Below are 19,085 nucleotides of genomic sequence, written 5' to 3' on the forward strand. Positions count from 1 at the left end.
GAGGATTATGTGAGCCCTGGCGGCAGCGCGATAGCCCCGGTTCAGACTGACGAACAAGCAATCTGCGAGTGCGCATATTCGCTGGTGAGAACCGGTACTACCGCAGTGATTCTCACTAGCTGGAAGAACGCTGCCTGGGAGGGGTGTCGGCTGAAAGAACAAGCACAGGTGAAGCCAGGGCTCGTTGTACGGCTTGTCCAAGGGTCATTGTGTAGTTCACACCATTATAGGTGTTCCTTAAGGGCGAAGGTCTATTTTTGCTGGTTATTCTTGATTTTTGGTACCCGGTGTATGCCGTGCTAGAGTTTCATTCTGTTGCTACGGCAACCCATGCGAAAGCATCAGCGACTCGGGCGAGTGGCGGAATGGCAGACGCGCTGGCTTCAGGTGCCAGTGTCCTTCGGGACGTGGGGGTTCAAGTCCCCCTTCGCCCACCAACTAGTTGATTCGCGCAGGTTGTGCGCGGAGCATAGCGAAACCGCTGATCATCACAGTGCAAACACGGTGATGGTCAGCGGTTTGGTCGTGTGCGCCCCGGCCTCCGGTGGGGGAGGCGAGGGGTGCGGCAAGTGACTACTGACTACCTACTTGGCGATGAAGCCGCCATCGATGTACAGCTCCAGGCCGGTGACGTAGGTGGAGTCATCCGATGCAAGGAAAGCAATTCCGGCCGCGACCTCCTCCGGCTGGGCGTAGCGCCCCATCGGGGTGTTGTCGATGATCCACTTATCCTGCGGGGTGCCCTTGAGATCCTTCACGAAGGGGGTTTCCACGAAGTCCGGGTGCACCGAGTTCACTCGCACGCCCTCCTGGGCCCAGCGGAGCGCAGCGTTCTTGGTCAAGGTGCGAACTCCGCCCTTGGAGGCGTGGTAGCCGGGGTTGGAGCCAAAACCACCCGAGGTGCCGAAGATCGAGCTGATGTTGATGACGCTGCCGTGGCCCGACTTCTTCAGTGCGGGGCCGGCAACCTTCATGCCCAGGAAGACTCCGCTGAGGTCAACGTTGATGGTGCGCTGCCACTCCTCGAATGATTCGTCGTCGATGGAGTGCTTGTCGGCCAGGCCAGCGTTGTTGACGAGGATGTCCAGAGCGCCGAACTCTTCGACAGCGCGGTCGACGACCTTCTGCCACTCATCCTCGCTGGTGACATCGTGGTGGACGAAGATGGCCTTCGTGCCCTGCGTCTCCAGCTCCTTGACGAACTCCTCGCCTTAGTCATCCTGAACATCGGCGACCACAATGTTCGCGCCCTCGGCTGCGAGACGTTCGGCGGCAGCCTTGCCGATGCCGCTTGCTGATCCGGTAACCAGTGCGGTGCGGCCGGTGAGGCGGGTCGGGGTGGTCGGGGTGGTGGATGACATCGTTACTCTCCTTGAAGGGTTGTCGACTTGTGGTGACAGTGTGCAGTGACAGTGTTCGGTGACAGTTACTGTGCTCCATCACGTTCTAGGGTAAGTGAGGAGCGAAGTTCCATGTGGGGTGGGCGTGGCGATCCTCCTCACACCCGATTTGGCAATGGTTGCCTAAGTTAGGTTATGTTATGGTTACCCGAACGTAGTCTGGGTAGAGCGTGTCCCGCAGCGGTGGGCCTGCTGGCTCGCATGGCAGAGCTCAACACAAGAGCACAACACAGGACGGGCACACAAGGAGCAACCATGACGACCGCCCTCAGCAGCGCGATCACCAGTGCCGACCGTGAACTTTCGTACCGCGAGCTCGAGACCGCAACCGCGCGCCGGGCCGCCGAATTTCTCGCAACCGTCGCCCCCGGTACCCTGCTGCACCTGCCCTTCCAGCCGCGCATCGAGGCCGTGGTTTCCTACCTCGCCGCGCTCTCTGCCGGCCTTCCCCTGCTCATCACCGGACAGGTAGACCCCGCGGTGGACAGCGGATACGGCGAGATCATCCGCACCTACCAACCCGCCGCCACGATTGACCCCGACACCGGAGAACTCGTCCGGCTCCACCACGCTGAAACTCCTGAGCCCATCCACCCGGACATCGCCGTGCTTCTCGCCACGTCCGGCTCCACCGGCTCGAAGAAACTCGTCAAGCTCAGCCTCGACAACCTCATCGCCAACGCCCGCGCCATCGCCCACGGTCTCGGCATCACCGCCGCCGACCGGGGCATCACCTTGCTGCCTCTGCATTACTCCTTCGGCCTGTCGGTACTGAACTCCCACCTCATCAGCGGAGCCTCCATTGCCGTGGAAGAATGCTCCGTGGCAGCCCCGGGCTTTGCCGAGCAGGTGGAGCGCTGTGGCGTCACCAACATAGGAGTGGTCCCGCACATGCTGCAGGTGCTGCGCACCGCCGACGGCGGCCAAAGCCTCGCGCAGGCGCGCCTCGTCTACCAGGCCGGCGGCAAGCTCGACCCCGCCGACGTGACCCACTGGCACCGCTTCTTCGCAGATCACGGCACGGATTTCCGCGTGATGTACGGCCAGACCGAGGCCACCGCACGTATGACGATCATGCCCGCCGAGCTCATGGCCGACCACCCGAACGCGGTGGGCACACCCCTGGCCGGCCATCACATGCGCGTCACAGGCACCGGCGAGCTCGTCTTCACCGGCCCCTCCGTCATGCTCGGATACGCGGAAAGCCCCGAGGACCTGCGCGTTGGCCGAACCATCACCGAGCTGCGCACGGGCGATCTCGGCGAGATCGTCACTACCGACGGGGGCGTGCCGCTGGTGCGCATCACGGGCCGGGCATCAGATTTCGTCAAGCTCGCGGGCGTGCGAACCTCGTGCGAACAGATCCGCCTGTGGCTCGCCGAGCGGGGCATCACCGCGTGCGTGACCGGCGACGATACCGCCCTGCGCATCGCCGCAGACGTACAGACCAGTCGCGCACGCCTGAGTGCGCCCACCATCGAGCGCGACATCTGCCAGCTCACCGGGCTCACGCCCGCGTTCGTGCGGGTCGTGGTGCTGCCCGCGTTTCCGCTGCTCGATAACGGCAAGATTGATCGACGCCACTGTGCCGCCCTCGCCGATGCCGCCGCCGAGATCCCAGAGCAGGCGCGGTACGGCGGGGGACAGCGGAAAGGGAGGAACCGGGCAGCGGGTGAGCAGGTAGGGGCCGAGCAGGCCGTCATCGCACAGATCGCCAGAGCCCTAGGTGTCGCCCCGGATGCAGTGCGCCGGGACCTGTCTTTCGTGGACAACGGCGGCAGCTCCTTAAGCTTTGTCCCCGTGGCCATGGCATTCGCGGATGCGGGCATCGAGCTGCCGACTGGCTGGCACGACGTACCTATTGACGCGCTGCTAGCCCGTCCGAGCGATCGGCCGCTGTCCCTGGGGTGGCTCGATGCCCCAATCGTGCTGCGCGCCATCTGCGCCATCACGATCGTGCTCACCCACGCCAGCTCGCACAAGATCATGGGTGGGGCACACTCCCTGCTGGTCATCGCGGGAGTCATGCTGGGCTCCTTCGGGCTCTCCATTCCCAGTGCGCGCACGCGCCTGCGCGCGACGGCCCGCTCGCTCGCCGCCGTGGCTATCCCCACCATCGCCGTGGTGCTCGTGGGTATGGCCATCACGGGGCGCTACGGGCTGGCGAACCTCCTGTTCATCCACTGGTGGAAGCCAAGCCTGGGCGGCAGCGGTTCGCTGTGGTTCATCGAGTCCTACCTGCTGGGCATGCTTCTCATCGTGGGCTTCTTCGCCATACCGCAGGTCTACCGGCTCTACCAGCGCCAGCCGTTCTGGACCGCCGCGCTGCTCACGGCCGTGCTGCTCGCCTGGCGGTTCAAGACGGGCGCGTGGGACATCATGCAGACGCGCTTCGAGCCACCGGGAGTGATCTGGTTCATCGCGGCCGGCATCATGATCGCCAATGCCCGCACTACGCGGCACAAGCTCATCACGGCGGCGATGCTCGTCGGCGGGTCGATCTCCCTCTTCGAGCACACCAGCCAATGGATCTACGTGATGATCGTCTGCGCAGTACTGCTGCTGGGCGTGCGCCTGCCCGTACCGCGCATTGCGGTGAAGCCGGTCGGGCTGATCGCCTCGGCATCGCTGTACATCTACCTCATCCAGTTCGACATCCTGGATCAGCCCATCACAGAGGTGATCACCGTGCCGTTGTCGCTCCTCGCTGGCATCGCGCTGTGGTGGGTCACCACCGTGGTGGTCGCCGAGCTTGCTGGCGGGCGGTTCACGGTACGTGACGGGAAGTGGAGCAGGCTGCGGGGCGCTGCGGCACCAATGGCATGACTGACTCCACTGGCATCATTGGCATCACTGCTCCGGAGACATGCGAACCGTGTGCTGAGCTAGGCGAGCAGAATCCTGCTCGTCGTGAGTCACCAACACCGTGGTGACATTCTGCTGCTCGATAATCGAGGCGATTTCATCCCGCACCTGGCCGCGGAGGTCGGCGTCGAGGTTAGAAAAAGGCTCATCGAGCAACAACACGCGTGGGGCAGGAGCCAACGCCCTGGCCAAGGCCACGCGCTGCTGTTGGCCGCCCGACAACTCGTGGGGATAGCGCTTGTCGTAGCCTTTCAGGCCCACGATGCCGAGCATGTCCTGCGTGCGCTCACGCGCCGCCTTGCGTGGCATGCCGCGTAGACCAAAGGACACATTTGCGGCGACCGTGAGGTGGGGAAACAGCGCGTAATCCTGGAACACCAGCCCGATCTTCCGCTTCTCCGGTGGCACGAACACGCCGGGGCCGGCAATGGTGGTGTGGTCGAGGGACACGGTTCCCGAACTCGGCTGCTCCAGGCCCGCGATCAACCGCAGCACGGTGGTCTTGGCGCAGCCGCTGGGGCCGAGCAGGGCGGTGCAATCGCCCGCCGGGGCCACGAGGGTGAAATCCTGCAACTGCGGCCGCTCGGATCCGGGGTAGGAGAAGCAGACGTCGGTGAGCTCGATGGACGGGCAAGTGTTGGCGTTCGTCATCGTCTAGTGCTCCTTGGCGGAATCTGTGTCGCTTGTGGTGTTCACGGTGTTTGCAGTGCCAGCCGCGCGCTGCCGCCACAGCAGCACCAGCAACGGAATAACCGCGATGAGAATAATCAAGAGGGAAGCCAGGGAACTCTCCGGGATCTTCTCGTCATTGGCGTACTCAAACACGCGCGTGGCAAGAGTGTTGAAGTTGAATGGGCGCAGAATCAGCACGATCGCCAGTTCCTTGACCATGTCGATGAAGGCCAGCAGAAACGCACCGAACACGGCGGTAGACATCAGCGGCATGTCCACGCGGAAAAAGGCTTGAGTGGGCCCAGACCCCAGCATCCGTGCCGACTCGTTGAACTTCACGCCGATGCGGTCAAAGCCGGACTCCACGGCCTGCATGCTCACTGCCAGGTAGCGGATCACATAGCCGATGACAATGATCATCGGTGAGAGCATGAGCTGCAGTGGCGAGTGCGCGTCGATCCACAGTGCCACCAACAGGATCGCCAAGGCGATCACGGTCGACGGCACCGAGTAGCCCATGACCGTCACCCGTGCGAGCAGCTTGGACAGCCGCGAGGGCCACAGGCGCTGGTGATTCGCCACAATGATCGCAAACACTGTGGTCAGCAGCGCGCCGAGTGCCGCGACCCACACGGTGGTGGTCGCCGCCTCCAGCAGACCTTCGGTGCGGATGCGCGGCAGCGAGAGGATCGCCCAGTACACCATCTGCGCCACCGGGATGATCAGCGCAAACGCTAGAGTGCCCCAGGCCAGCAGCATCGCTGCTATTTTTCCGACGCCGCTAAGTTGGCGCCGCTTGATCGGCGTGACGCGACCGGAAGCGTATGACGACGACCGGGAGCCACGCAGGGCTTTTTCCCCGATGCTGATGACCGTGACCACGAGCAGCAGGATCGCCGCCAGCTTGAGGGCGGCGTTGACATCCTGGAAGCCCAGCCAGCTCTTGAAGATGGCGGTAGTGAACACGTTGAGTCCGAAGTACTGCGACAAGCCGTAGTCGGAGAGCACCTCGAAAGCCACGAGTGTGGCGCCAGCGATGACGGCGTTGCGGGTCAGCGGCAGGATCACGCGGAAGTAGGTGCGGAACGGCCCCGCCCCGAGCATCCGCGATGCCTCGATGAGCGCCCCGGCCTGGCGGTCAAGGAATGCCCGAACCACCAGGTAGATGTACGGGTACAGGAACAGGGAGAAGACGACGATCGCGCCGGGGACATTTTGGATGTCCATGAGCTCCGGCGGCAGATTGATCCCGAGGTCGCGGGCAGTGACCTGGATCGGACCGGTGTAGCTGGTCATGGCCACGTAGGTGTAGCCAGCGATGTAGGGCGGGATGGCCAGCGGAACCACCAGGGCCACGCTGAGGAACTTCCGGCCGGGGAACTCCGTGGCCGTCACGAGCCACGCCAATGCGGAGGCCAGCGTGCACGTCACGAGCAGTACTCCGCCGACCACGATGGCGGTCTCCTTGATATAGCCCAGCAGGAGGGTGTCTTGGATGTGGCGCCACGTGTCGGTGACCGGTGCGAACAGTCCAAAGAGAATGCCGACGAGCGGCAGCAGCATCAAAGCCACTACCGCCACGCTGAGGATGAGCCACGGCGCCCGGGATCGGGCGGTCGCGAGCTGGGGGAAACTCACCAGGAGAACCTTACCGGCAGATCAACAATGTATTACTTCCAGCCGACTTCGTCGAAGATGCGGGTGGCCACGGGGCGTTCCTTGCCGAAGGTGGCGTAATCCAGCTTCTGCGGGGTGAAGGTGCCCCAGGACTTCTGCACCTCGGGCAGGGGAGCGGCCGGGTTCAGCGGGAATTCGCCGTTGTCGTTGGCGATGAGCTCCTGGATCTCGGGGCTGGCGAGGTACTCGAGGAACTTCTTGGCGTTGTCCGTGTGCTTCGCGCCCTTCAGCACGGAGGCGTAGCTGAGGTTCAGGTGCGTGTTCTCGGGGAAGGCCAGGCCGACCTTGTCGGTGATCTTGCGCTCCTCCGGGTCGGAGGACTTCTTCATCTGGGCCCAGTAGTAAGAGTTCATGATCGCGATATCGCCCTCGCCGGAGGCGATGGCCCGAGCTTGGTCGCGGTCGTTGCCCTTCGGCTCGCGGGCGAAGTTGTCCACGACACCCTGGGCCCAGTCCTTGGCCTTGTCCTCGCCCCAGAGGGATACGAAGGATGCCAGCAGAGCTTGGTTGTACGACGAGCTGGACGAGCGAGTCAGCAGCTTGCCCTTGAACTTCGGATCCGTCACGGAGTCGTAGGTCTTCAGATCCTTCGGATCAACCTTGTCCTTGTTGTATGCGATCACGCGAGCGCGGGAGGCAATGCCCATCCAGTTATCGCCGCGGTAGTTCTCGGGGATGCTCTCCTTGATCTTCGGGGAGGTCGAATCCGCGAGCACACCGGCCTGGTTCAGGGGGTAAAGCGATTCCGCGCCAACGGTGAGGAACACATCGGCAGACGGGTTGGACTGTTCACGCTTGACGCGCTCGATGAGCTCGTCTGCCTTGCCCTCGACGACGTTGATCTTGATGCCCGTGTCCTTCTTGAACCGGTCGTAGATCTTCTTGTCGACGTCGTAGTGGCGGGAGGAGTAGACGTTGACTACGTCCGGCGAGGAGATATCGAATGAATCGTTACCCTCATCTCCGCTTCCTCCAGCGCAGCTGGCGAGGGACAATCCCATGGCAACGGTGGCGATGGTCGCGGCGATGCGTCGCATAGTGAATAAAGCCTTTCGGTTGAACTGTCAGCACTGATGGCGATGTCGGTACAAGCAGCGTGCTCAGCGATGGCGCTTAATGAGCCACGGTTAGGGCGTAAACTGCAAGTGACATCTGTGCGGTGAGCTTTCTGCTGTGGCGGGTCTGCCGGTGACAGGCTCGCTGGAGTTTGGGAACAAGCCCTAGATCAGGGTAGCTAACGCTAATACAGGTGAGCATAGCAAACCCTAACTGGATTGCCACAGTGGGGAGTCTTTCGGCTTTCCTTGGTGGATATGCAGGTGGATATGCACGCTGCACGACGTTTCGCGACAACTGTGACGGAAGAGAACCCTCATGCCGAGTAGAAGGAAGCACCCCGAGAGCGCTCCGTCTGAGAGGGAGGAGAACCGCCTGAAGGAGCTCGCCAGCGAGCCCGCCAAGTCCCTCGCCGTCCTCGTTGTCACAGCGGCCATGGTGGGCTTGGGAACGGGGTTCGTTGCCGCCGGGTTCCGTAAGACCCTCGACTATGCCGATGACATTCGCGGGGCCGTGCTGAACTGGACGGGCGATGTGGGGTGGTACGGAATCTTCATCGCCATCGCCGTGCCCGCTATCCTCACCGCCGCAGCCGCCGGCATGGTGCGCAGGTGGGAGCCTATCGCTGAGGGGTCTGGTATTCCCCGCGTGGAGGCCACCGTCCGCGGCGACGTGCCTCCCTCCCGAGTGCGCCTTCTCCCCGTAAAGTTCGTGGGCGGCGTGGCTGCGATCGGTAGCGGTCTGGCACTCGGCCGAGAGGGTCCGTCGGTGCACATGGGCGGCGCGGTGGCCACCATCCTGGGCCGCATCTTCCACACGAACAAAGCTGATCTGCGCCTGCTCATTGCCGCCGGTGCTGCGGCTGGCCTGACCACGGCGTTCTCCGCCCCTCTGGCGGGTGCCGTGTTCGTGCTCGAGGAATTGGTGAAAAAGTTCGAGGCCCGCATGACCGTGGCCGTGCTCACCGCGTCGGGTGGAGCATTCGTGGTGGTGCACCAAATGCTCGGCGATCAGGTGATGTTCCCGCTGCCTCCGGTGGAACCCGCGTCTCTCAAGCATGCGCCGGTGATTCTCATCACGGGTCTGCTGGCGGGTGCTGTGGCGGTGTTCTACAACTCCTCGCTGATGCGGTTGTTGGCGATCGTCGATACTTCCCGCATCCCCGTGGAGCTGCGCGCCGCATTCATCGGCGGCATGGTCGGCTTGGTGGGGTGGTTCGCGCCGGACATGGTCGGTGGCGGCGACAACCTCACCTTCGGTGCTTTGCTCGGTCACGGCACTCTCGCGGTGGCGGTGGGCATTCTTGTCCTCCGGTTCGTGCTGGCTGTGGGGTCGTATCTCGCCTTGACGCCAGGAGGCTTGTTCGCCCCCATGCTCGTACTGGGTGCGGAAATCGGCGTGATCGTGAGCCTTGCGGCGAACTACGTGGTTCCGGGCAGTGCACCCCATCCCGGCACGTTGGCCATCATGGGAATGGCCGCGTTCTTCGCCGCTAGTGTGCGTGCTCCGGTGACCGGCTTGGTGCTCACCACGGAGATGACCGGTGCCGTGTCGCTGCTGCCACCTCTGCTGGGCATCTGCGCTGCCTCCATTTTCGTGGCGGAGTTCTTCAAGGCCCAGCCGATTTACGATGCTCTGGCGGATCGTTCGGCACGCTTGGCCGAGCGGAATGAGAGAGCGCTCGATCAGCGGGAGAAGTCGGCGGACATTAGCGTGTAAAGAGCACACAGGGAGCACGCGCGAGAGGAGATCACGGTGAATAAGACCATTAGCGTCATCTTTAGGCTCATTCCCCTGGCCATGGCTGTGTTTTGCGTGGGCTACGGTCTGTTCATCCTGAACTGGGGCAAGGACCCCGAGCGCATGGTGGCCGGCCCGGTCGTGACGGCTCTTGGTGCCATCTGCGTGGCACTGTTCTGCACGGCAGCCACGATCATCCGGCAAATTCTGGGAACCTACACCACCGCCGCGCGGTGGGGTTTGCCGATCCTGGGCTACATCATGGGCGTGGGCACCATCATCGTGGGCCTCGTGCTCGTGGGGCGGGCGGAGACCAATCAGCAATTCGTGGCCGCCCATGTGGTCACCGGCATCGGCTTCATTGCCTGTTGTGTCGCAACCGCCGCCACGTCCTCCACTAAGTTCACCCTGATTCCCCAGAACAGCAAGCACAAGCGGGTGGGTCACGTGCCGGACAATACGTTCAGCGTGGGTGCCGAGCGGGTGCTGGAATCTATCACCGTGATCAGCGCGGTGGTGCTGTGGGTGTGGGCCATTGTGCTGCTGTCGCAGGCATCCACGGAGCATGCTAAGGAGTTCATCGCCGGTCACGTGGTGGCCGGGCTGGCAGCGATCTGCACGTGCCTCATCGCGCTGGTGAGCACCATCGTGCGGCAGATCCGCAACGTCTATACCGAGAAAGAAGCCGTGTTCTGGCCGTGGATGGTGCTGGGCGTAGCCACGGTGATGCTCCTGTGGGGTCTGTACATGGCCATCGCCTACGTGGGATCGACTGTGCACGTCATCGGCTTCATCGTGATCGGCCTGTCCCTGGTGTGTTTCTCGATTTCGAGCAAGGTCATCCTGCTGGCGAAGCTGTGGTGGAAGAAATTCCCGCTGGCCAACCGCATTCCCATGATTCCCATTTTCACGGCGCTGGCCTGCTGCTTCCTCGCGTCGTTCATGTTCGAGCTGGCAACGACCACCCCGGATTTCTTTATCCCCGCCCGGGTGCTCATGGGCTTGGGCGCGGTGTGCTTCACCCTGTTTTCCATCGTCAGCATTCTGGAATCTGGGGCATCGTAGGACGCGGCCCATCACACCGCACCCGGCACCTGCTGTGCGCACCACACGTGCTGTCCAGCCCCGCCGCTAAGATGGCATATATGCCTTTAGCACATTATTCTGGCGTGTCCGCGCTGCTCGGAAACACTCCACTGGTCGAACTTCCGCGCCTTGCGGAGGTGGTGGCTCGCGCAGCCGGTGGAACTGGTGCCACCTCATCTCCCACCCCTTCTGTCGCTCCATTTCGCCTGTGGGCGAAGCTTGAGCAGTTCAACCCCGGCGGTTCCGCAAAGGATCGTACTGCCGCGGCTCTCGTGGAGGCCGCCATTGCGCAGGGGCTCATCGATCCCACCTCACCCGTAACGCTCGTGGAATCCAGCTCCGGAAACCTCGGCATCGCCCTAGCCCGCCAGGCTCTGCTCCGCGGTTGGGAGTTTCACTGCGTGGTCGACCCCCGCGTCAATTCCGCCACCATCGCCACGATGGAAGCCCTCGGCGCCACGGTCGATAAGATCACCAGCCCCGACCCCGAGACCGGCGATTGGCTTGCCGCCAGGCGCGCCCGTGTGCAGGAGCTCCTCACCGACATCCCGCACGCCATCAACCTAGATCAGTACTCCAACCGCGCCGCCTTCACCGCCCACTGCGATGGCACCATGACGGAGATCCTCCGCGACCTCGGCCACGCCCCGGACTGGTTGTTCGTGGCGATGAGCACTACCGGCACCATCGGTGGTTGCCTGCGCAAACTCGCCGACGTCGGCGCCACCACCCATAGCGTGGGCGTAGATGCTTTCGGCTCGGTCCTGTTCGGCGGCACCCGCGCCACACGCCTGCTCCCGGGGTTCGGTGCGGGGGTGATTCCGAAACTCTCCGAGGAGGTCACCCCCACGGAGATCATGCGCATCCACGACCTCGATTCCGTCATCGGCGCCCGCGTACTCGCGCGCACGGAGGGCATCCTGCCGGGCGCGTCTGGCGGCGCGGTTGTCTCCGCACTATTGCAGGCAGCGCCCGCGATCGAGCCGGGCTCGGACGTGGTGATGGTCCTCCACGATGGCGGCGCAAACTACCTCGACACCATCTATAACGACGCCTGGGTGGAACACAACCTTGATAGCTCCGCCACGCTCATCGAGCGTCGCGTACGGGAGGTCGTGGGCTAATGCGCATTGGCATTATCGGCGGCGGCCCTCGGGCACTTTGGGCCGTGGAACTGCTTGTTTCTCTCGCTCGACGCCCCACCGCACCCCACATCATCATTGATCTGTGGGACCCACAGGATCCCGGTGCCGGATGGGTGTACCGCGCGGATCAGCCACTGTGCTGGCGCCTCAATGCGCCCGCGTCCATCGTCACCACCGCTGCAGGTGATCTGACGGACTGGATGGATGAGCGCGGCCTGCCGAAGGAAAACTTTCCACCACGCGCCGTGGTGGGCCAGTTTTTGAGTGAGAGCTGGGGCTACGTTGTGGCGTCGGCACCCGACAACGTGCAGATCAACCACCGTAAGCAGAAGGTGGAGACCGTGGATCCGGCCGAGGGTGGCCGCTGGGTGATCAACGGCGGCGAGGAGGTCGATCGGCTGCTCATTGCGACCGGGCACGCGCGGCAGTGGGACGGTGCGCTGAGCGAGGCGGAGGCCGGAACGCCCGTGGTCAGGCCGTACGGCGCGCCGGGGTTGGAGACCATCGGCGCAGGTGACAGGGTGTGCGTGCGTGGTGCGGCGTTGACGTTCATTGACGTGTGCCTGGCGCTCACCGAGGGCAGGGGCGGGCGGTTCATGGAGCAGGCGGGCGCTGGAGCCGGCGCAGGAACCAGTGGTCTGCGCTACGAGCCGAGTGGCGAGGAACCCGCGGAGATCGTGGTGTACAGCCGGTCGGGGCGGTTCATGGAGGTCAAGCCGGAGCCGGGCAGCGCGCTGCACAACCTGCCGATTCCCAGTGTGGAGGCGCTCTCGGATGAGATCAGGGGTGCCAAGGACGTGGCGACGATTCGGCGGGCGCTGACTGTGGCGTCGGGTGAGTTGCTGACTCAGGCGGGCGGTAGCGCAGACGCTGCTGCTATTGCTGATATTGCTGCGGTGCTCGACGGCACGGATGGAAGCGATGACCCAGTACGCGACCTGCGGCGATCCCTCGACGTGGTGCGGGGGCTGGCGCAACCCTCGGCCGCGTGGGCGGTGGGCGAGGCGTGGCGCCGGCTGTATCCGGCGATCGTGGAGCGGATGAGTTACCGCCACCTGGACGGCTTCGCGGAACTGGCGCGCCGCCTCGAGCGGGTGGGTTTCGGACCGCCTGCGGTGACGAGCGCCCGGGTGCTGGCCGTGATCGATGAAGGGCTGGTGCGCGTGGCCGATGGGCCGAGCGTCGGGGAGGAGCCGAGCGCGCTGGACACGGCAGACGTGACGGTCGATGCGGTCATCCCGCCACCCGGTGTGCAGCCGGGCACGATCGTCGCCGACCTGGTCGCCCGCGGTGTGATCGGACGGACGCCCTGGGGCACTCTGGACCTCAACCGGGATGCGACGGTGCCTGGCCACCCCAGCCTCGCCGTCATCGGGCGGGACGCCGAAGGTACCGTCCTCGGACACGACACCCTCAACCGAACGATGCACCCCGAACTGAAGAAATGGAGCGCAGGAGTGATGACAACCGAGGCGAGCCACGCCACCCCGCAGGCCGGGATGCACGGCACCCCGCCGCTGACCGCGCGGCTCGAGCCGTGGATGGAACGACTCGCAGCTAACCCGGCGCAGGTCGCACAGCTCGTGGCGGACTACGACTCGCCGGTCAACGTGCTGTACCCGCAGGTGCTGCCGCGCAACGCCGCAGAGCTTGTGGATGCCGGTGCCGAGCGCGGTGTGGATGTGCGGGTGTTCTTCGCCCGCAAGGCCAATAAGGGGCTGAGCTTCGTGGACGCCGCCCGGGATGCTGGGCACGGCGTGGACGTGGCCAGCGAGCGGGAGTTGCTGCAGGTGCTGGACCGCGGCGTGGCACCGGAGAAAATGATCCTCAGTGCGGCGGTGAAGCCCGAGCGGCTGCTGAACGAGGCTGTGCGCGCCGGGGTGCCCATCAGCGTGGATAACGTTGCTGAACTGCGGGCTATCCAGCGGATCGCCCGTGAGCTGGGGGTCACCGCGCCGGTGGTTCCCCGGGTCGCGCCGGACCCTGCGGTGCTGCCGCCGACCCGCTTCGGCGAGTTGGCGGGCACATGGCAGGAGGTCATCGACGGCCTGCCGACTGAAGGTGCTGGGACTGAAGGCACTGGCGTCCGGATCGTCGGCGTGCACATGCACCTGCACGGATACTCCGCATCGGATCGCCGGGTGGCTCTGGCCGACGCTGTTCATGTCGTCGACGTCGCCACGTCGGCCGGTCATGCAGTCGAGTTCATCGACTTGGGCGGCGGCGTGCCCATGAGCTACCTCGATAGTGATGGGGAATGGGAGACCTTCCAGCAACGCATCGCTGAGCAGCGCTCGGGCGGGTCCGTGTTCACGTGGAAGGCCGATCCGCTGACGAACGTGTACCCCTTCAGGCAGTCGCCGGTGCGCGGGCAGTGGCTCGGCGAGCTCCTGGACGGGGCGGTGCCGGGGCTGGGAACCACGGCGGCGGATGCCCTGCGCAGCCGGAACTTGCGCCTGCACATGGAACCGGGGCGCAGCATCCTCGATGGCGGCGGCGTGATCGTGGCGCGGGTGGCGTTCGTCAAGCAGCGCAGCGATGGGGAGAACCTGGTTGGGCTCGAGATGAACCGCACACAGTGCCGTACCACGGCCGATGACATCCTGGTCGATCCGCTCCTCGTCCGTGCAGAGGGTGCCGGTGCTGGCGATCCCTTCGAGGGTTTCCTCGTGGGTGCCTACTGCATCGAGGATGAGGTGATTGTCCGCCGCCGCATGGTCTTCCCGCAGGGCGTGTGCCCGGGAGATTTCTTGCTGATCCCCAACACTGCTGGGTACTTCATGCACATTCTGGAGAGTGCGTCGCACCAGATCCCGTTGGCGAAGAATGTCTGGATTGCAGACGACGGCGACGATGCCACGATCATGCTGGACGATATCGACGCCTAGCGGGAATTTCTCGGGCTCCTCCCAGCCTGCCAACTGGCACGCCTCATGTCTGAGGAATGACCGTGACCAGCATACTTGCTGCCCTCTTATTGAAAACGTGAACGCTGCTGAAAACCAACTTCGATAAGTAGCCTGATCTGCATATTTCTATTATTGAATATCAATTGAAAATCAGTAAGATGTAGTCAGACGATAGGGCATAAGCGCCCACCGCTACCCAAGGAGGATTCATCATGAGCTGCACCACCCACGAGAACCACGAGCACCAGCACGGCCCGAACTGCGGCCACGTGGCGATCCCCCACGGTGACCACGTGGACTACATCCACGATGGTCACCGCCACGCCCAGCACGAGGACCACTGGGACGAGCACTAAAGTTCGCTAGCCACTGAAAGCTAGCCACTGACACCGGTGAGCTCATTGAGCTGAGCCGGTGTCGTTGCCGTTGCGGTCACTTTTCCGGTTGCGATATCTACCGCGTGGATCTTGTTGGCGGCCGGTTCCGTGACATAAGCCGTTGCACCCTGGACGAATAGCGTCGGCCGGGCCTCCTGCCACTTCAGCGGCTCCACCCACTGCTTCACCACGGGATAAGTCCCCGTGATGCTACCGGTCGCGGGGTCGATTTTCTTCAGCGTACCGGCGTCGGTCAAGACCAACGCCTCGCCGTGGGGACCGCGAGCGAGGGAGCGGAAGCTGTAACTCGCGCCGAGGTCCACGAGCCGCAGCTCGCCGGTCTGCGTGTTCGTCAGCGAGATGCGCGTGGGTTGCTCGCGTTCCTTCGGCTCCTTCTGGGTTTTATAATCGCCCAGCACGACGGGGGAGACGGGGCTGCCGGCCTGATTGCCGATGCGGCCGAAGGAATCGGGGCTGGTGACCTTGGTGAACGAGCCGCCGTTATCGGAGGGGCGATAGATCAGCACGCCGTCCTCGCAGCCTACGGTGATCACTCCGTTCGCGGCTGTTGCCTCGCCGTGCACGCCCGGGCAGTTGTCGGCGCGGGCGATTTCCTTGTTCTTGGCGTCCACGGCGAGGACCGAGTGGCGTTCATCTTCGGTGCCTTCGGTGTGCAGCATCCCGCCGTTGTCGCTGAGCGGCACGGCAACTCCATGGTGAGGGGTGATCGTGGCGATATCCTGCGCCTTTGCCAGTTTCCTGTGCTGGTAGGCGCGGTTGAAGTCGCCGATGCGGAGTTCCTGGATGCTGCCATCGCGGTCGCCGAAGAGCAGGGTGCGGCCGCCGTGGTTGACCACGTGCCCGGGCTTGGCCGCGGCGTAGGTGGTCTCGGTGAGCTGTGGCGGCATCGTGTAGCTGTGCGAGTGGTCGCCGTGGGGTTGGGTCCACGTGCCGGTATCGTGCGCGCGGAAGCCGTCTTGGGTGGAGACGAGCACGGTGCGGCCGTCGCCGACGGGATTGAGGCGGTTGAAGCCATCGAGCTTCGTGTCGTCGATGACGCGGAGGGTGGCGGCATCGAGGGTCAGGAGCCCTCCATCGTAGGTGGCCACGAGCCGCGGGCTGGGGCCAGCTGCTTCCTGCGGTGTGCGTTCGGGCTGGTGGGTCGTTGTTTCCGACGCCGCCAGGGATCCTTCCGTGGACTGAGCAGACGGGGAAGAAGAGTCTGCGCTGCAGGCAGTGAGCGAGAGTGCTGCGATGCTGGTGAGGGTAGTAATGGCGGCAAGGGCGTGCCGGGTGGGGGAATGGTTCATGATCCTCCTTGAGATAGCTGCGGGGCGCGTGCAGGCCCCGCGCCTTAATGGAAAGAGTTATCAACAAGAAGGATAAGGCATGAGACGCCTTAACGGAAATGAAATCCAATAAGCTGATGGGGTTGTGGAGAACTGGGAGGCTGACCCCCGGATTTTCACAGTGGTCACACCAGTTACATGCGGTAACATGGCAGACCGAACAACCGCGAAAGGAGTCCCTGCAGTGACCTACCCGAACAATTCCAACAACAATTACGGTGATTACGGCCGCGAGGACCGCTACGACGACTACAACGAGTACGACCAGACTCGCCAGTATCAGCAGCCCTATTCCCAGGGCTCGCAGGGTTACAACCAAAGTTATGGCCAGAATTACAGCCAGAACTACAGCCAGGCGGGTTACGAGGAAAAGGGTCTGCTCGCTGGCCGCTTCGACGGCAAGAAGGTTGCCGTTAACCTCGTTATCTTCGCCATTCTCGCAGGCGCCATCACGTTCGCAGTGGTGTTTATCGTGGATCTGCTGGTTGGCTTGCTGCCCGACGAGACGTCCGGCGGGGTTGGCACGGCAGTCATGGCCGGAGTGGTTGCGGGCGTGATCGGCGTGCTGGTCGGCCTGCTATACATTCCAGTCTCGGGTACGGGTAACGAGCACATGTTCGGCCTCGCAGTGATTGCCCTGGCTGTGGTGGCGGCCGTGCTGTGGGTCGTTCTTGGCGGCCTGCTGCAGGGCGACTGGCGCACGCTGGTCACCCTGGCGGGCATCATCTGTACCGCTGCGGTGGCGTACACCACGCCGTCACGCATCGAGGCTGCGGCTGTTCGCTAATCGCCGCACCTCCTTCAGCCGGTTCGGCTGGTCTTAGTCCAGCTCCTCCAGGAACTCTGCCGAGGGAATGAAGAACAGCGCACCCGTCTTCGGCTCGGAGAAGTCCAAGATGCGGTCGTAGTTACCCTCGGGTTCGCCGATGAACATGTTGCGCAACATCCGCTCCGTAATGCCCGGGTCCTTGGCGTAGCCAATGAAGTACGTGCCGTACTCATTATCGCCCACGGATCCGAACGCCATGTTCAGGCGGTAAATATCCAGATCGTTGCCGTCTTCATCGGCAATGTCATTGAGCGCCACGTGGGAGTTGCTGGGCTTGACGTCATCGTCTAGCTCCACATCATCCAGCTTCGTGCGCCCGATAACCTTCTCCTGCTCCTCAGTGCTGAGGGCATACCATTCCTTCATTGTGTGCAGATACTTCTGCACGATCACGTAGCTTCCGCCCGCGAACTCCGGGTCTTCCTCCTCAGTGATCGTGACGGCCTCGTCGGCGTCCGAGCCCTCGGGGTTCTCGGTGCCGTCGACGAACCCTAGCAGGTCGCGCTGGTCGAAGTATTTGAATCCGTGCACCTCGTCCACCACGGTGGTGTGCTCGCCCAGCTTGATGGAAATCAACCGAGCCAGCTCGAAGCACATATCTAGGTCCGCGGCGCGGAGGTGAACCAGCAGGTCGCCAGGCGTGGACACCGCAGTGTGCTTCGCACCCCGAATCTCCTCAAAACGGTGCAAGTGCTTCGGCTTGTGCTCGGGGAAGAGCTTCTCCCACAGGTCAGCGCCGATACCCACCACGCTGAGAAGGTTGCTCTTTGGAGAACGGAAAGACACGGTGCGCGTGAGGCCTGGGAAATCCCCGAGGAAATCACGCACGGCCTCCCGGCTCTCCGGCGCGTCGTTGACGGTCAACACGAGGAACATCGAAGCGGGAGACGGCGGCGAGCAGATCAGTTGCGATGGCACGGTAACACTCCTTCGGTATGCGAGCAGGGGGTAGCCACTCTGTGGATGGCGTCCTTGCCTTCACCCTAGCAGCGACTGCGACGCCGCAAGCCGCCCACAATTCCCGTCCGTTCGGGCGGACGTAGCGGCGTCAGACTGTCTATGAGTCCATAAACGGTTTGCCCGTGAACTAACAGGGAAACCCATCGTGGCCGGGGCAACGCGGCAGCGCCACGGAGTGGACGACCTGCGGTAATGGCCGCGCGGGAGGGAGAATCTTTAGCCAGTTTGGCCAATACTATTGCGGGAAAAAGTAAAAAGGGCAGCATGGGTAGCAATCACTAGCTGCTCCCATGACGGAAGAATTATGACTGCGACGACAACGGATAAGACGGCTCGCGAGCTCATCGCGGAGCTTATCGAAGACGGTATGACGCTGGCCGTAGGAGGCTTCGGCCTCTGCGGCGTGCCCTACGACCTTATCGAGGCCGTGCGGGATTCCGGCGCCAAGGACCTCACCATCGTATCCAACAACATGGGCATCGATGGACAGGGCCTCGGTATCTTGCTGGAAAAGAAGCAGGTCAGCAAGGTCATTGCGTCCTATGTTGGGGAAAACAAGCTCTTTGCCGAACTCGCCCTCAGCGGCGAGTTGGAGGTGGAGTTTAACCCCCAAGGCACCCTGGCCGAGCGGCTGCGCGCCGGTGGCGCGGGCATCCCTGCCTTCTACACCGCTACGGGCGTGGGCACCATGATCGCCGAAAGTAAGCCGGAAGCGGTATTCGATGGCGAACGCTACATCCAGGAGCGCGGGCTCGTGGCGGACCTTGGGCTGGTCCACGCGCATACCGGAGATGTGGACGGCAACCTCGTGTACCGCCGCACCGCCCAGAACTTCAACCCGCTGTGCGCGGCATCTGGGAAGGTGACGATCGCAGAGGTGGAACACCTCGTGGGCAGGGGAGAAATCGACCCTGACCGTGTGCACACCCCCGGCGTGTACGTAACCCACATCCTGCAGGCGCAGGAGCGCGAAAAGCTCATCGAACAACGAACCACCCGCCCCAAGGAGGCGAAGTAATC

General features: G+C 63.5%; 13 protein-coding genes, 1 tRNA gene and 1 pseudogene. 9 read left to right on the forward strand and 6 right to left on the reverse strand.

Annotated elements, in window-relative coordinates:
- Nucleotides 1-351: 351 nt before the first annotated feature.
- Nucleotides 352-437 (forward strand) — tRNA-Leu (locus LA343_RS02225).
- A 147-nt stretch (nucleotides 438-584) separates the two neighbouring features.
- Here LA343_RS02225 and LA343_RS02230 read toward each other — a convergent pair.
- Nucleotides 585-1,361, reverse strand: a pseudogene (locus LA343_RS02230) (SDR family NAD(P)-dependent oxidoreductase).
- Between the two features lie 294 nt (nucleotides 1,362-1,655).
- On the opposite strand from LA343_RS02230, the gene LA343_RS02235 reads away from it, so the two are divergent.
- Nucleotides 1,656-4,226 (forward strand): AMP-binding protein, encoded by a 2,571-nt coding sequence (locus LA343_RS02235; protein ID WP_025401739.1) that lies wholly within the window; start codon nucleotides 1,656-1,658, stop codon nucleotides 4,224-4,226.
- A 24-nt stretch (nucleotides 4,227-4,250) separates the two neighbouring features.
- On the opposite strand, the gene LA343_RS02240 is transcribed toward LA343_RS02235, so the two are convergent.
- The 3 genes from LA343_RS02240 to LA343_RS02250 are packed head-to-tail and all read right to left on the reverse strand — an operon-like array spanning nucleotide 4,251 to nucleotide 7,651.
- A complete protein-coding gene (locus tag LA343_RS02240; protein WP_025401740.1) occupies nucleotides 4,251-4,916 on the reverse strand; it encodes an ABC transporter ATP-binding protein in 666 nt (221 codons plus the stop codon).
- Nucleotides 4,917-4,919: 3 nt separating this feature from the next.
- The gene (locus tag LA343_RS02245) at nucleotides 4,920-6,575 is read right to left on the reverse strand and encodes an ABC transporter permease (RefSeq protein WP_025401741.1); all 1,656 of its coding nucleotides are present in this window, start codon (nucleotides 6,573-6,575) and stop codon (nucleotides 4,920-4,922) included.
- 32 nt (nucleotides 6,576-6,607) lie between these two features.
- Nucleotides 6,608-7,651 carry a Fe(3+) ABC transporter substrate-binding protein gene (locus tag LA343_RS02250; RefSeq protein WP_025401742.1) on the reverse strand — a complete coding sequence of 348 codons (1,044 nt, stop codon included), beginning with the start codon at nucleotides 7,649-7,651 and terminating at the stop codon, nucleotides 6,608-6,610.
- Nucleotides 7,652-7,988: 337 nt separating this feature from the next.
- Between LA343_RS02250 and clcA the strand changes: the two genes are divergently transcribed.
- From clcA to LA343_RS02275, 5 genes are all read left to right on the forward strand, one after another.
- On the forward strand, nucleotides 7,989-9,389 hold the full coding sequence (clcA, locus tag LA343_RS02255; RefSeq protein WP_025401743.1) for a H(+)/Cl(-) exchange transporter ClcA: 1,401 nt from the start codon (nucleotides 7,989-7,991) through the stop codon (nucleotides 9,387-9,389).
- Between the two features lie 36 nt (nucleotides 9,390-9,425).
- Nucleotides 9,426-10,475 (forward strand): DUF2776 domain-containing protein, encoded by a 1,050-nt coding sequence (locus LA343_RS02260; RefSeq protein ID WP_025401744.1) that lies wholly within the window; start codon nucleotides 9,426-9,428, stop codon nucleotides 10,473-10,475.
- Nucleotides 10,476-10,546: 71 nt separating this feature from the next.
- Entirely contained in the window at nucleotides 10,547-11,620 is a 1,074-nt protein-coding gene (locus LA343_RS02265) for a pyridoxal-phosphate dependent enzyme (protein ID WP_039911024.1), read from the forward strand.
- Nucleotides 11,620-14,529 (forward strand): FAD/NAD(P)-binding protein, encoded by a 2,910-nt coding sequence (locus LA343_RS02270; protein WP_081737242.1) that lies wholly within the window; start codon nucleotides 11,620-11,622, stop codon nucleotides 14,527-14,529. The genes LA343_RS02265 and LA343_RS02270 overlap by 1 nt, the downstream gene beginning before the upstream one ends.
- A gap of 233 nt (nucleotides 14,530-14,762) precedes the next feature.
- Entirely contained in the window at nucleotides 14,763-14,906 is a 144-nt protein-coding gene (locus tag LA343_RS02275; RefSeq protein ID WP_039910819.1) for a hypothetical protein, read from the forward strand.
- 20 nt (nucleotides 14,907-14,926) lie between these two features.
- Here the strand turns inward: LA343_RS02275 and LA343_RS02280 are convergent, their stop codons facing one another.
- Nucleotides 14,927-16,237, reverse strand: a complete 1,311-nt coding sequence (locus LA343_RS02280) for a hypothetical protein (RefSeq protein WP_025401747.1) — start codon at nucleotides 16,235-16,237, stop codon at nucleotides 14,927-14,929.
- 187 nt (nucleotides 16,238-16,424) lie between these two features.
- Between LA343_RS02280 and LA343_RS02285 the strand changes: the two genes are divergently transcribed.
- Entirely contained in the window at nucleotides 16,425-17,063 is a 639-nt protein-coding gene (locus LA343_RS02285; protein WP_052337607.1) for a hypothetical protein, read from the forward strand.
- Nucleotides 17,064-17,096: 33 nt separating this feature from the next.
- Here LA343_RS02285 and LA343_RS02290 read toward each other — a convergent pair whose 3' ends face one another.
- Nucleotides 17,097-18,023: a Dyp-type peroxidase gene (locus LA343_RS02290; protein ID WP_039910821.1), complete on the reverse strand. Its 927-nt coding sequence runs from the start codon at nucleotides 18,021-18,023 to the stop codon at nucleotides 17,097-17,099.
- A 346-nt stretch (nucleotides 18,024-18,369) separates the two neighbouring features.
- Here LA343_RS02290 and LA343_RS02295 point away from each other — a divergent pair, with 346 nt between their 5' ends.
- Entirely contained in the window at nucleotides 18,370-19,083 is a 714-nt protein-coding gene (locus LA343_RS02295) for a CoA transferase subunit A (RefSeq protein ID WP_025401749.1), read from the forward strand.
- Nucleotides 19,084-19,085: the final 2 nt, after the last annotated feature.

Source organism: Corynebacterium falsenii, assembly GCF_020099275.1.
GTDB lineage: Bacteria > Actinomycetota > Actinomycetes > Mycobacteriales > Mycobacteriaceae > Corynebacterium > Corynebacterium falsenii.